The 12,553-nt window shown below is 61.5% G+C and carries 13 protein-coding genes and 1 tRNA gene; 5 read left to right on the forward strand and 9 right to left on the reverse strand.

Features of this window, described 5'->3' with window-relative positions; genetic code table 11:
- The first annotated feature begins 4 nt into the window (after positions 1 to 4).
- Complete coding sequence (gene cphA / locus WBK19_RS18090) at positions 5 to 2,578, forward strand: cyanophycin synthetase (RefSeq protein ID WP_511292235.1); 2,574 nt, start codon at positions 5 to 7, stop codon at positions 2,576 to 2,578.
- Between the two features lie 104 nt (positions 2,579 to 2,682).
- Here cphA and WBK19_RS18095 read toward each other — a convergent pair whose 3' ends face one another.
- The gene (locus WBK19_RS18095) at positions 2,683 to 3,294 is read right to left on the reverse strand and encodes an FxDxF family PEP-CTERM protein (RefSeq protein ID WP_511292237.1); all 612 of its coding nucleotides are present in this window, start codon (positions 3,292 to 3,294) and stop codon (positions 2,683 to 2,685) included.
- Positions 3,295 to 3,872: 578 nt separating this feature from the next.
- Between WBK19_RS18095 and WBK19_RS18100 the strand changes: the two genes are divergently transcribed.
- Positions 3,873 to 4,529 (forward strand): hypothetical protein, encoded by a 657-nt coding sequence (locus WBK19_RS18100; RefSeq protein ID WP_511292239.1) that lies wholly within the window; start codon positions 3,873 to 3,875, stop codon positions 4,527 to 4,529.
- On the opposite strand, the gene ahbB (WBK19_RS18105) is transcribed toward WBK19_RS18100, so the two are convergent.
- The 8 genes from ahbB (WBK19_RS18105) to WBK19_RS18140 all read right to left on the reverse strand — a co-directional run bounded on the left by ahbB (WBK19_RS18105) (position 4,526) and on the right by WBK19_RS18140 (position 10,920).
- Complete coding sequence (ahbB, locus tag WBK19_RS18105) at positions 4,526 to 5,002, reverse strand: siroheme decarboxylase subunit beta (RefSeq protein ID WP_511292241.1); 477 nt, start codon at positions 5,000 to 5,002, stop codon at positions 4,526 to 4,528. The genes WBK19_RS18100 and ahbB (WBK19_RS18105) overlap by 4 nt on opposite strands.
- A complete protein-coding gene (locus WBK19_RS18110) occupies positions 4,999 to 5,457 on the reverse strand; it encodes an Lrp/AsnC family transcriptional regulator (protein WP_511292243.1) in 459 nt (152 codons plus the stop codon). The genes ahbB (WBK19_RS18105) and WBK19_RS18110 overlap by 4 nt, the downstream gene beginning before the upstream one ends.
- A complete protein-coding gene (gene ahbB / locus WBK19_RS18115; protein ID WP_511292245.1) occupies positions 5,450 to 6,421 on the reverse strand; it encodes a siroheme decarboxylase subunit beta in 972 nt (323 codons plus the stop codon). The genes WBK19_RS18110 and ahbB (WBK19_RS18115) overlap by 8 nt, the downstream gene beginning before the upstream one ends.
- Positions 6,422 to 6,435: 14 nt before the next feature.
- Positions 6,436 to 7,599, reverse strand: coding sequence for a cytochrome D1 domain-containing protein (locus tag WBK19_RS18120; protein WP_511292247.1), 1,164 nt, complete (start codon positions 7,597 to 7,599; stop codon positions 6,436 to 6,438).
- Positions 7,600 to 7,606: 7 nt separating this feature from the next.
- Entirely contained in the window at positions 7,607 to 7,924 is a 318-nt protein-coding gene (locus tag WBK19_RS18125; RefSeq protein ID WP_494647318.1) for a c-type cytochrome, read from the reverse strand.
- A complete protein-coding gene (locus WBK19_RS18130) occupies positions 7,911 to 8,261 on the reverse strand; it encodes a plastocyanin/azurin family copper-binding protein (protein ID WP_511292249.1) in 351 nt (116 codons plus the stop codon). Before WBK19_RS18130 ends, WBK19_RS18125 begins: the two co-directional genes overlap by 14 nt.
- Before the next feature lie 6 nt (positions 8,262 to 8,267).
- A complete protein-coding gene (locus tag WBK19_RS18135) occupies positions 8,268 to 9,101 on the reverse strand; it encodes an ethylbenzene dehydrogenase-related protein (protein WP_511292251.1) in 834 nt (277 codons plus the stop codon).
- A gap of 133 nt (positions 9,102 to 9,234) precedes the next feature.
- Entirely contained in the window at positions 9,235 to 10,920 is a 1,686-nt protein-coding gene (locus WBK19_RS18140; RefSeq protein ID WP_511292253.1) for a cytochrome D1 domain-containing protein, read from the reverse strand.
- A gap of 258 nt (positions 10,921 to 11,178) precedes the next feature.
- On the opposite strand from WBK19_RS18140, the gene cobA reads away from it, so the two are divergent.
- The 3 genes from cobA (at position 11,179) to WBK19_RS18155 (ending at position 12,448) form a co-directional block, all read left to right on the forward strand.
- Positions 11,179 to 11,943 carry a uroporphyrinogen-III C-methyltransferase gene (gene cobA, locus WBK19_RS18145; protein WP_511292255.1) on the forward strand — a complete coding sequence of 255 codons (765 nt, stop codon included), beginning with the start codon at positions 11,179 to 11,181 and terminating at the stop codon, positions 11,941 to 11,943.
- Complete coding sequence (locus WBK19_RS18150; RefSeq protein ID WP_511292257.1) at positions 11,940 to 12,338, forward strand: Rap1a/Tai family immunity protein; 399 nt, start codon at positions 11,940 to 11,942, stop codon at positions 12,336 to 12,338. Before cobA ends, WBK19_RS18150 begins: the two co-directional genes overlap by 4 nt.
- Positions 12,339 to 12,363: 25 nt before the next feature.
- Positions 12,364 to 12,448 (forward strand) — tRNA-Leu (locus WBK19_RS18155).
- Positions 12,449 to 12,553 lie beyond the last annotated feature (105 nt).

A 12,553-nucleotide genomic window follows, 5' to 3' on the forward strand; every position in this document is an offset into this window, starting at 1 on the left:
CGTCATGGACGTTTCCCGCATTCGCGCCCTGCGCGGCCCCAACCTGTGGAGCCGGCACACCGCCATTCAGGCCATCGTCACCTGTGAAGGTGCCGAGGTAGCCATTTCAGACCTGCCCAATTTCGAAGCCCGCCTGCGCGAACGCTTCCCGGAACTCGGCGACCTGATTCCCTCCGACCACCTCGACACCGTGTCGATGGCCCACGCGCTGGAATTCGCCGCCCTCGGCCTGCAAGCCCAAGCTGGCTGCCCGGTCACTTTCAGCCGCACGGCGCAGACGGTCGATCAAGGCGTCTACCAGGTCGTCGTCGAATACACCGAGGAAGATGTCGGCCGCCTGGCCTTCGAACGGGCCGAGCAGCTTTGCCTCGCCGCACTCAACGACACGCCGTTCGATCTGGACGGCGTCCTCAAGGAACTACGCGATCTTGACGAAGACATCCGTCTCGGCCCGTCTACCGGCGCCATCGTCTCGGCCGCATTGGCCCGTGGCATCCCGATCCGCCGCCTGACGCAGGGCAGCCTTGTCCAGTTTGGCTGGGGTAGCAAGCAGAAACGCATCCAGGCGGCAGAAACCAGCCTGACCAGCGCCATCGGCGAATCGATTGCCCAGGACAAGGAACTGACCAAGAAGCTGCTCCACGCCTCCGGCGTTGCTGTGCCTTACGGCCGCCCGGTCGAGGACGAAGACGACGCCTGGTTGGCCGCTCAGGAAATCGGCCTGCCGGTCGTCGTCAAGCCGCAGGATGGCAATCAGGGCAAGGGCATTTCAGTCAATCTGACGACCGAAGAACAGGTCCGTCGGGCCTACCGCGTCGCCGTCGATTACCGCGACGACATCATGGTCGAGAAATTCCTCTCCGGCCACGACTGGCGCCTGCTGGTCATCGGCGACAAGCTGATCGCCGCCGCCCGCCGCGACCCGCCGCTGGTCATCGGCGACGGCACGCACACCGTGCGCGAACTGGTCGACATCGTCAATCGCGACCCGCGCCGTTCGGATGGCCACGCCACCTCGCTGACCAAGATCCGCTTCGACGAAATCGCCCTCGCCCGCCTCGAAGAACAGGGCTACAGCGCCGACTCCGTGCCCGGCCGTGGCGTTCGCGTTGTCCTGCGCAACAACGCCAACCTGTCGACGGGCGGCACCGCCACCGACGTCACTGACGACGTCCATCCGGAACTCGCTGCCGCTGCCGTCGCCGCCGCCCAGACCGTCGGCCTCGACATCTGCGGCATCGACGTCGTTTGCGACACCATGCACAAGCCGCTCGAAGAGCAAGGTGGCGGCATCGTCGAATGCAATGCCGCCCCCGGCCTGCGCATGCACCTCGACCCGTCCTTCGGCAAGGGTCGCGCGGTCGGTGAAGCCATCGTCGGCATGATGTTCCCGGACGGCGACAACGCGCGTATTCCGGTCGTCGCCATCGCCGGCACCAATGGCAAGACAACGACCAGCCGCCTGATCGGCCGCATTTTCGAAGCAAACGGCCTGCGTGTCGGCATGACCAGCACCGACGGCATCTACGTCGAAGGTCGGCGCATCGATACCGGCGACTGCTCCGGCCCGCGCAGCGCCCGTAACGTGCTGATGCATCCGGACGTCGACGCGGCCGTCTTCGAAACTGCCCGTGGCGGCGTCTTGCGCGAAGGCCTCGGCTTCGATGTGTGCGATGTGGCGGTGATCACCAACATCGGCCTCGGCGACCATCTCGGCCTCAACTACATCACGACCGTCGACGAACTGGCTGTGGTCAAGCGCGTCATTGTCGAAAACGTTGCGCAGACCGGCACTGCAGTTCTCAACGCGGCCGACCCGGTGGTCGCCACGATGGCCCATCACTGCCACGGCGATGTCATTTTCTTCGCCCGCGACCGCATGAACCCGGTACTCGCCACCCACCGAGCCCAGGGCAAGCGCGTCGTCCATGTCGAGCGCGACGCCATCATCTGCAGCGAAGGTCGCAAGAAGCAGCGCATCCCGCTGGCCAACATCCCGCTGACTCGCAACGGCACCATCGGCTTTCAGGTCGAGAACGCCATGGCGGCCATCGCCACCGGCTGGGCACTCGGCTACCCGTGGGAAGTCATCGAAAAGGCCCTGGCCAATTTCGTCAGCGACGCGGCGACCGCCCCTGGCCGCTTCAACGTCTTCGACTACAAGGGCGCGACGCTGATCGCCGACTACGGCCACAACCCGGACGCCATCCAGGCGCTGGTCGGCGCCATCAACAATATGCCGGCGGTACGCCGTTCGGTGGTGATCAGCGGCGCCGGTGACCGGCGCGACGACGATATCCGCCAGCAGACCGAAATCCTCGGCGACGCCTTCGATGATGTGATTCTTTACCAGGATGCCTGCCAGCGCGGCCGCGAAGATGGCGAAGTGATCGGCTTGTTGCGTGAAGGCCTGGCCAACGCCCGCCGCACCAAGCAGATAGACGCCATTACCGGCGAATTCATCGCCATCGATACGGCGCTAGGTCGTCTGCAGCCGGGCGACCTCTGCCTGATCCTGATCGATCAGGTTGAAGAGGCATTGGCGCATATTGCAAAGCGGATTGGCGAAGCCGGCTAGCGAGGGAAACCGCCAAGCATGTCGACTAGTCGCATCCTGGCTTCTAGGCAAAAAAACGGGAGCCTCGGCTCCCGTTTGAATTTTAGTCTGCCTCAGCGAACAGATCAGGCGGTCTTTTTCTGCTTGCGGCGAGCAACCAGCGCGCACAAGCCAAGGCCGGCCAGAACCAAGGAGTAGGTTTCCGGTTCCGGAACAGGTGTAGCGACCAAGGAGACGCGGTAGCTGGGGTCCGAAGTTAAGACGGAATCGCGATAGGAGCCGGAAACCACTGCACGATAACTGCCCCCTTGAGTAAGGAAATCATCAAAAGCCACGTTAATCAGATCGCCCGCGTTAGCGGATGCATCCGAGGCACTCCAGATGGAAATCCAACCGCCAATCTGCTGTGCTTGCAGATCCAGTGAAATCGTCGAAAAGCCGCTGGAAGTGAGAGCAAGCCCGAACAACCCCGTTGTCCACTTTCCCTTGCCGCCCAATTCGCCGCTCAGCTCCCACTGCGGCGATGTCGCCGGCAGGTTGAACGTGAGGTAGTCGGTGAAGGAAAGTGTGGCAAGGCCGGCAAGCGCAGCAACAGAGTTGGTACCGGAATCGAAAGATATCGTGCCATTCACTGTTTGTTTCAGACCATTTGTATCGAGACTCTCGGTTATGGCCTGAGCGCCTGCTGAAAAGGCAAGTACCAGTGTGGCAATCCCAATTTTAAGTTTGTTTTTCAACGCAATATTCTCCTTAAATTTCGCAATCAGCCGTTAAAGTTGCAGGCTGGAACAGGGTTTGTCTTATTGCTACCGTTGTTCGATCCAAGTCTCACACACGAGCAACACTGACCGACCACTGCCCCCACCCCAGGAGTCCGGCCGAATCACCCCGTAGGAGCAGGTTATCGACCGTTGGCGAAATTGACCGTGGCATAGTGCACAGTTGAAATGAAATTGTTGCTTGGCACTGTCGGCTGGGTCGTTTGCGGAGAATTCCGCCTGCGTATCGTGTGCGCCTCGGATTGAGGGCACCTGTTTGTTACTGGCCACGTTAGGCAAGCATTGGCTGCTCGCACCCAGGCCAATTTCGCCTCCAACGGCTCTCGGCGGTGCCTTTGAAGATGCGACTCTTTACCAGGACACCTGCCAGCCTGGCGGGGAAGACGGCGAAAAATTGGATTCTTGCGTCAAGGTCTGGCCAATACCCGCCGCTCCAGGCCGCTTGGCGGAAAACGCTGACTTCAGGCGATCCACCGTCAACGGCATTTCACATTGCTTGGGCAAAATGCTCTTGTTGCCTGAACGAGCCCCCTAGCATGAAATCCCGCTTTGCCCTCCTGCTTCTGCTTGCCAGCACACTCGCCGGGGCCAACAACGACAGTTTCAAGGCGCACTGCGAAAAACTGGCGGCGGAGGCTAATTTCACTGCCGTATTCGAGGACAGTCCGGTAAGCCGCGACGACGGCGTCCGGATGGCGGACCTGGCGCGCTTTGCCAAGGCGGGCAGCAGCCTGAACCACAGCACGCTGGGCGTAACCCGGGCCGAACCGGCCGCCAGCATGGCGCTTTCCGTACGCACCATGAGCAATCGCGACGGCCGGGTGTGTGCCGTACCGTCGCTGCAACTGAAACTGGGCTTTTCGAGCTTCGAGGTCCTTCTTGCCCGGGAACTCGGCACCCATCCTTGCCGGCGACGCATCGTGGACGAACATGAGCAGGAGCACGTCACGGTCTGGCGCAACCATCTCAGGATCGGCGCCCGGCTGATGCCGGTTGCGCTACGTCAGTCGCTCGGCCAGGCGGCTTATTTTTCCAGTGTCGGCGAAGCTGAATCCGTGCTGCGCCAACGCGCCGACCAACAGCTCGCCAGCCTGCTGAGCAAGCTCAAGGACGGGATCAATGCCGCACATCAGCAGATCGACTCCCCGGCATCCTATCGCGCTGCGGAAAACCGGATGCGAGCCTGTCCTTAGCTGCCTATCCTCAGCCCGGTCTTTTTGAGGATTCGGGTCGAGTACAGAATGTCCTGCCCGCGACAGGCATCGCCGAGCAAGCGGCGGATTTCGTTGGCCTTGGCCGAACACTCATCGCGTGAGGCACCGTGCACCATGGCGAACAGGTTGTACGGCCAGGCCGGCAGGGCGCGAGGACGGCGGTAGCAATGGGTGACGAAATCGAGGGCGCCGATGCGGGCACCGAGTTCGTCGACCTGCTCATCGGCGACATCCCAGACGGTCATGCCGTTGGCCGTCCAGCCGATGGCGTAGTGGTTGGGAACGGCGCCGATGCGGCGGATGACGCCCGATTCGAGCATGGCTTTTAGCCGGGACATCACCTCGTCGGCCGACAGCCCGAGTTGCTCGGCAAGGGCGTGATAAGGGCGCGGCACAAGCGGCAGGCCGCCTTGCGTGGCAACGATCAGGGAGCGATCAATGTCGTCGATCACTGCCGCGCCTCGAGCTTCATTTCAACGAAAAATTCGCGTTCCTTGGGGAAGGCATAGACCGCCAGGCCGGTGTCACGCTCGATGTGGGCAATGGCTTCGGCGATGCCATCCTTCGTTTCGGTAGCGAGCACGAACCACATGTTGAGCGCGTGTTCGCGGCGGTAATTGTGGGCGACCTGGGGTAGCGCGTTGACCTGCGCCGTGACCTCGTCGTAACGCTCCTCCGGGGCGGCCAGTGCGGCCAGCACGAAGGCACCGCCCATTTCCTCGATCTGGAACATCGGGCCGAAGCGGGTCAGCACCTTGTCGGCGAGCAGGGACTCAATACGTTGCAGCAATTCATCCTCGCTGATGCCCAGTTGTTCGGCGGCCTCGGCGTAGGGGCGTTCGCAGATCGGGAAGTCGCCTTGCAATTTTGCGAGAATTTTCCGGTCGACCGTGGAAAGCTCACGCATAGCGCGCGCCGTTCTGCTTGAAGCGGGTCAGCGAGAAGAGCACCTCGTGGGCGGCCGTTTCAATGCCGTGGTGCTGGCGCAAGTCGGCGATGATGGTCTCGACTTCGCCGCGTTCGCGGCCATGGATCATGCAGAACAGGTTGTACGGCCAGTCGGGCAGGCGGCGCGGCCGGCGGTAGCACAGCGTCACGGCCGGCTCTTCGGCCAGGGCGCGGCCGATCTCGCTGACCTGCCCGTCCGGGATGTCATGAACGAGCATGGCGTTGGCCCGGTAGCCGAGTTCGTGGTGGCGGACAACAACGCCGAAGCGTTTGATGGCGCCCTCTTCGAGCCAGCGGCGAATGCGGCCGAGGACTTCCGGTTCCGAGGCGCCGATGCGCTCGGCGATCAGGGCGAAAGGCCGAATAAACAGCGGCAGACCTTCCTGCAGCACGGAAACCAGACGGCGTTCGGCCTCGTCGATGAGCGCCACCGGATGGACCGGTTGGGCCATGGCGACGCATTTTTTCTTGTCGCCGTTCAGGCAGAAACCGAGGTCGATATGGAATTCCTCTTCGAGCGGCAGGGCCATCAGCGAATAGCCTGCTGCCTTCTCGATGGCGCCAAGGCTGGCCTGCAGGCGCCCTTCAGTCGCGGCGGTGACGACGAACCACAGGTTGTAACGATGCTCGCGTTCGTAGTTGTGATTGACCTCGGGGAAGCGGTTGACAGTGGCCGCCACCGCTTCGAGCTTTTCCGGCGGCACGGCCATGGCGGCCAGCGTCGAGGCGCCGATGCGCTTCGGTGCAAAAACGGCGCCGACGCGGGAAATCTTGCCTTCGCGGCGCAGGTTTTCGAGGCGGCCGAGAACGACCTTTTCCGCCACGCCAAGACGCGCCGCCAACTCGGCAAACGGCGCCGAAACCAGCGGGAAATCACGCTGGAAGTCATTGAGCAACTGGAAGTCGAGGCTGCTGCTGTTCATGGCCAAAGCGTTCATCAGAAACCTATGCGCACGGCGCGCGCGGTGAAGAATATGCCGGACGGGCTTTCGGCCGGGATTTCGCCCAGTTTGGCGAAATTCTCGGTGTTGTAAATCAAAACCTTGTTGTCATCGCGCGCCGAGAGCCAGACATTTTCGCCACGCGGCGCGAATTCCATGTGCAGGATGCCCTTGCCCGGCTCCATCTGATGCGTAACTTTGCCGGCCAGGGTGTCGATGACATCGACCTTGGCGTTGTCCGGGAAGGCGAAATTTACCCAGATCTGGCGACCGTCGGGGCGGGCCATGACGAAGACCGGCTGGCCGCGCACGGGAATGCGGCCGACTTCCTTCCAGGTGGCGACATCGACGACCAGCACTTCATGGCGGCCGATCGCCGGCAGATAGGCCTTGCCCTGCGCCACCGACCAGCCGCGCAGGTGCGGCATCTTGAAAACGGGCAGTTTCTCCTGGCCGCGGCCGTAGTTTTCGAGAATCTTCTTCGCCCCCTTTTCCGGCTGCCAGAGGTCGAGCATGGCGACGCCGTCCTCGCCGAACAGGCCGGCCAGGAAGTAGCGGCCATCCGGCGTCACGAGACCGTCGTAGGGCTGGCTGCCGGCCGGGAAGCGCTGGGTGGTCGGCTGCCTGGGATTACTGAAATCGGTGACGCGGATTTCACCGCCGTCAAACAGTGCGTAGGCGAACCTGTTGCCACCCGTATCGGCGAGGCCGACGACCTTGGAGAACTGACCGGGCGCGAACTCGGCCGGCACTTCGGAAAGCAGTTCGAGGGTATCGCTATCGAAGGCCTTGATGCCGCCCGGTGTGTAGTTCTGGGCGACGACAATGCGACCATCCTGCGAGATCGAGCCGCCGATGGAATTGCCGGACTGGATGATGCGTTTGACGATTTTCGCTTCGAGCAGATCGATCTTGGTCAGCCCGCCGTCGCGGCCGAAGATGAAGGCGTAGCGGCCGTCACGAGAATAGACGGCGGAGGCGTGCGAGAGATCGCCGAGGCCGCCGATGCGGGCATAGGGCTGGCGCGCCGTGGTGTTGACCAGCGTGACGTGGCCGCTGGCCCGCTCGACGATCAGGCCGAGATCGCCGGTGCCGCGCAGTTGCGGGCCGGCGCAGGCGTTGAGGAGCAGGGCAAACAAGGCGATCAGCAGCAGGCGCATGGCGTTCTCACTGGGGGAATGCGGTCATCAGTTTATCGACTATCCACGCCGCTTCGGCTTCGGATAGAAAGGCTTTCCACGGCGGCATCGGCGTTCCCGGGCGGCCGTAGTAGATCGTTGCAGCCAGCCCCTCGGCCGGCTTGTCACGCAGGGTTTCCGGCAGCAAAGCCGGGCCGAGGCCGCCTTTGAGCGTCATGCCGTGACAGGAGCCGCAATCCTGGCGAACGAGGTGCACCAGCTCTTTTTGGCGCGCCACATCCGGCTCGCCGGCGATTGCCACGGTCGACAGGAAAAAAAGGCCAAAAATGAAATTACTCGGCGACAAGAACGACACCTTCCATTTCGGGATGCGGCCCACAATGATAGGGGTAGCGGCCCGGCTTATCGAACTGGCGCTGCCAGCTTTCATCGGGAAACATCCGTTCCGACTCCCGCCCGCCTTCGGCCGGAAAGACGATCGAATGACTGGTGCGTTTTTCGTGATTGGTCCACCGCACGCTGTCTCCCGCCTTGATACTCACCTCGGCAGGGAGGTATTTGTAGCCTTCGATCCGCACCTCGGCCACATTCCCGGCCAGCGCCGAAAATGAAAAGAGCGCCAGCACAAGCGGCGCTCTTTTCAGGCATAGCCATCCGGTATTCAGAACGCGGCCGGATGGCATGCTGCGTTACTGCTTGGCTGCCTTCACGTCGCCATCGGCACCCAGACCAATCGTGTGGCCGAAGGAAACGTGATGGAAACGTCCGCCGGCATGGTCGGCATGAATGGCGATGCCGAAGGGCACGGCCTTGCCCGCTGCCAGAACGGCGTTGCCGGTCAGCTTGCGGGTGAAGGTCACGGTATAGGTATCGCCGGCCTTGGCCCCTTCAGCCGTGCCACCGGCCTTGCCGCCTTCCATGCTGCGCTTGTCGGCGACGTAGCCGTCTGACGATTTGCCGCTGCTCGCCCATTGCACCAGATCGAGGGCACCGGCAGCGACATGCTTGGTCTTGTCCTTGCCCTTCGGCATGCCCTTGGCGTCCTCGTGGCAGGCGGCCCAGCAACCGGCCTGATCAGCCAGCGGCACCTTGTCGTTCGGGAACATGATCGTGGCCTTGACGTCGTTATCCTTGTCGGAATGGTCGAAACCGCCCGCCGGGGCCTTGAAGCTCAGGCGAACATAGAGATTGCTTGCATCGAAAGCAGCCTGCACGGTGACCGGATAGGTCATCGTCTTGGGCGCGCCCTTCGGCTCCATTTCCTTGCTGGCCAGACGCTTGGTGTCGAGGCTCAGCTTGCCGTCTTCAATATGGCAACCGGCACAGGTCTCGCCCTTTTTCAGGCCGGCTGCACCGCTGTGCTCGCCCTTGCCCTGGACCCACTCGATCGGTGCCGCACCCGGGTGGAAAACGTGGATCGTGCTCTTGGCCGCCTTGTTCCAGTCCGGTGCGGCAATGGCCGATTGCGAACCGAGGGCGACGAACGCGCCAAAGACGGCCAGGGAAACGAGATTCTTTTTCATCGTGCTTATCTCCACCAAAATAATTTACTCACCGCGCAGGCCATTGTCCCCCTGCGCAAATTGCTGCTGTTTCATATGCTACGGGGGCTTGCGCCCCCGTAGCTTTAAGTCACATCAAACAATCGACAGTCGATCAGTAGATGTCGTGCTGCGTGTTGTAGACGTTGAACTTGCCGGTCGGCGTGATCATCTTAGGATCGGTGATCACCTTCTTGACCTTCAGCGTAGCATCGTCATAGACAACGATGGCGGACTGGTCGGTCTTGCCGCCCCACAGGGAAATCCAGACTTCCTTGCCATCCGCGCTGTATTCCGGATGCACGGCCCGCTTGGTCGCCTTGGCTTCCGGCATGCCGGAATCCTTGGCAACGTTCAGGATCGCCTTCGGTTTGGAGAGATCCGCCATGTCCCAAACGGAAACAGATTCAGCACGATCCTTGTCGGAGTTCTGTGCCGAGTCAGCCCACAGATGCTTGGAGTTCGGATGCGTCTTGACGAACAGGTTGCCCGGCACGTGCTTGATCTCCTGAACAACCTTCCAGTTGTACTCCTTGAACTTGGCATCAGCCTTCTTGTCAGAAGGTGTGCTGATCAGCGTCACAACATCGGCGCCCAGGTGACCTGTCGCCCAGACCGGACCGAATTTCGGATGAATGAAATTGGCGCCACGACCCGGGTGCGGAATCTTGGCGACATCGACCAGCGCGGCCAGCTTGCCGGTCTTGGTATCCACCGCAGCGATCTTGTTGGAGGCGTTGGCCGCCACCAGGAAGTAGCGCTTCGAAGCATCCCAGCCGCCGTCATGCAGGAACTTGGCGGACGCAATGGTCGTCGTCTTCAGGTTTTCAATGTCGGAATAATCAACCAGCAGAATCTGACCGGTTTCCTTGATGTTCACCACCCATTCCGGCTTGATGAAGGAAGCAACGATGGAAGCAACGCGCGGTTCCGGATGGTACTCGCCATCAACCGTCATGCCGCGGGTGGAAACAACCTTGCGCGGCTTCAGCGTGTCGCCGTCCATGATCACGTACTGGGGCGGCCAGTAGGAACCGGCGATCGCGTACTTGTCTTCAAAGCCTTTGAACTTGGAGGTATCGACCGAGCGGGCATCGAAACCGATCTTGACTTCAGCCACCACACCCGGTTTTTCCATCCACAGGTCGATCAGCGACAGACGACCATCGCGACCGATCACGTAAACGTAACGACCGGAAGCGGAGAGACGGGAAATGTGAACCGCGTAACCGGTCTTGACGATGCTGCGGATTTCCTTGGTATCGCCGTCGATCAGGGCGACTTCACCCGTGTCGCGCAGGGTGACCGAGAACATGTTCTTCAGGTTGTACTTGTTCATCTGCTTGGTCGGACGCTGATCGACCGGCACGATGACCTTCCAGGAATCCAGCGTTTCCTTGAAGCTGTACTCAGGCGGCACATCCGGTACATTCTGGATGTACTTCGACATCAGGGAAATTTCATCCTTGGTCAAAATGTCGTCGAAATTGACCATGCCGCCATCGGTCCCGTAACCGATGATCTTTTCCAGACGCTGCTGGCCGAGCTTGAGCGTGCCACCTTCGGTGACGTTACCGTCCTTGTCCTTCTTCGACCAGTGCGGCTCCAGGTTCTTGCCGGTGGCTCCCTTGCGCAACACACCGTGGCAACCGGCGCAACGTTCGAAGTAAATCTTCTTTGCAGTTTCTTTTTCTGCCGCCGTCATGCTCGGAGCCGCTTTGGCGGTTTCCTGAGCGAAGGCCGTACCCATGGCGACAGCCATGGCGCTAAGTGCAAGCATCCCCACTACTGTTTTCTTCATCTTTCTATCTCCTGGATCGAAATAATTCGCGTCCATCTCCCTCAACGCGATGTCCGCAAGGTTGAACCTGAGCCTCTTCTGCATCCTTGATACTCATCAATCTTTTCGGGCTGATAAATCCATACCATTCAAACGGTTATAGTTCTTTTTAACTACACAGTTAATACTTTGGGCCTATATCGATCATTCATTGACTTCCCGCTATTGGCAGGCGCCGTGTCCCGCATTAGGATGGCCGCCCAAAGGCAGGGATTACGCATGAACAAGCTGAACACACTCGCAGCCGGAAAAGTCTGGCTGGTCGGCGCCGGCCCCGGCGACCCGGACTTGCTGACCGTCAAGGCAGCGCGCCTTATTGGCGCCGCCGATGCACTCGTCTACGACCACCTGGTCGGCGACGGCATCATGGATCTGGCCCGCCCCGACGCCCGCCGCATCTACGCCGGAAAGGAAGCCTCGAAGCACACGCTGCCCCAGGATTCGATCAACGAATTACTGGTCAAACTGGCCCAGGAAGGCCTGTCAGTCGTCCGCCTCAAGGGCGGCGATCCGTTCATCTTCGGCCGCGGCGGCGAAGAACTCGAAACCCTCGTCGCCTCCGGCATTCCCTTCGAAGTGGTCCCCGGCGTCACCGCTGCCGCCGGCTGCGCCGCCTACTCAGGCTTCCCGCTGACCCATCGCGACCACGCCCAGTCGGTCACCTTCGTCACCGGCCACCTCAAGGACGGCACGGTCAATCTCGACTGGCCGGCTCTGGCCCGACCGCGGCAGACCGTCGTCTTCTACATGGGCATCGGCGCCGTCGCCGAAATCTGCCGGCAGATGATCAATCACGGACTGCCCTCGCTGACCCCGGCTGCCGTCATCCGCAATGGCACGCAGACCGACCAGCAGACGGTACTCGCCACACTGGGTACACTGCCGCACCGCATCGCCGAATCCGGCATCAAGCCGCCGGCGCTGATCGTCGTCGGCAGCGTCGTCGGCCTGCACGAAAAACTCAACTGGTTCGAAAAACAATGAAACTTCTCTGGGCCATCCCTCTCCTCTTCGCCGCCTCGGCACACGCCTATACCGGGCAGGAGCTGCGCGGCGACTGCCAGGTAGCCGACGAGATGTACGCCGGGCAAAAGTCCAGCGACCCCTTCCAGGCCATTCGCAGCGCCCGCTGCATCGCCTATGTCGCCGGCTTTGCCGACAGCTACGGCGTCAGCGACTATCTGGCCGAGCAGGTTGGCGTCAAACTCAACGCTTTCTGCCTGCCGAAAGACGCCGACCTGTCGCTGCGCCTCGTTCGCGCCGTCGTCATCCATGTCGAACGCGTACCGCCCAACACGACCGTCAGCCCGGCCACCCTGGTTGCCGGCGCACTGGCCAAAGCCTTCCCATGCAGCGATTCACTTGAACCAAAGAAGTGATTCGTGGATAATCCGCGCTCCGAATGCCCCGGTGGCGGAATCGGTAGACGCAGCGGATTCAAAATCCGCCGCCGAAAGGTGTGCCGGTTCGAGTCCGGCCCGGGGCACCAGGAAAATTTTCCAAGCAGTCCAGGCAAGTCCATAGAACCCGCCCATGCGCGGGTTTTTTGTCGCCTTTCATTCCGGCACGGTCCAGAATGACTGACACGCTCTGA

This window comes from Azonexus sp. (assembly GCF_049652925.1).
GTDB lineage: Bacteria > Pseudomonadota > Gammaproteobacteria > Burkholderiales > Rhodocyclaceae > Azonexus.

What these genes read in the sequence shown, in the direction of transcription:
- cphA (WP_511292235.1), top strand. Translation starts at nt 5, where the DNA reads ATGGACGTTTCCCGCATTCGCGCCCTGCGCGGCCCCAACCTGTGGAGC.
- WBK19_RS18100 (WP_511292239.1), top strand. Translation starts at nt 3,873, where the DNA reads ATGAAATCCCGCTTTGCCCTCCTGCTTCTGCTTGCCAGCACACTCGCC.
- WBK19_RS18110 (WP_511292243.1), bottom strand. Translation starts at nt 5,457, where the DNA reads ATGCGTGAGCTTTCCACGGTCGACCGGAAAATTCTCGCAAAATTGCAA.
- ahbB (WP_511292245.1), bottom strand. Translation starts at nt 6,421, where the DNA reads ATGAACAGCAGCAGCCTCGACTTCCAGTTGCTCAATGACTTCCAGCGT.
- WBK19_RS18120 (WP_511292247.1), bottom strand. Translation starts at nt 7,599, where the DNA reads ATGCGCCTGCTGCTGATCGCCTTGTTTGCCCTGCTCCTCAACGCCTGC.
- WBK19_RS18130 (WP_511292249.1), bottom strand. Translation starts at nt 8,261, where the DNA reads ATGCCATCCGGCCGCGTTCTGAATACCGGATGGCTATGCCTGAAAAGA.
- WBK19_RS18135 (WP_511292251.1), bottom strand. Translation starts at nt 9,101, where the DNA reads ATGAAAAAGAATCTCGTTTCCCTGGCCGTCTTTGGCGCGTTCGTCGCC.
- WBK19_RS18140 (WP_511292253.1), bottom strand. Translation starts at nt 10,920, where the DNA reads ATGAAGAAAACAGTAGTGGGGATGCTTGCACTTAGCGCCATGGCTGTC.
- cobA (WP_511292255.1), top strand. Translation starts at nt 11,179, where the DNA reads ATGAACAAGCTGAACACACTCGCAGCCGGAAAAGTCTGGCTGGTCGGC.
- WBK19_RS18150 (WP_511292257.1), top strand. Translation starts at nt 11,940, where the DNA reads ATGAAACTTCTCTGGGCCATCCCTCTCCTCTTCGCCGCCTCGGCACAC.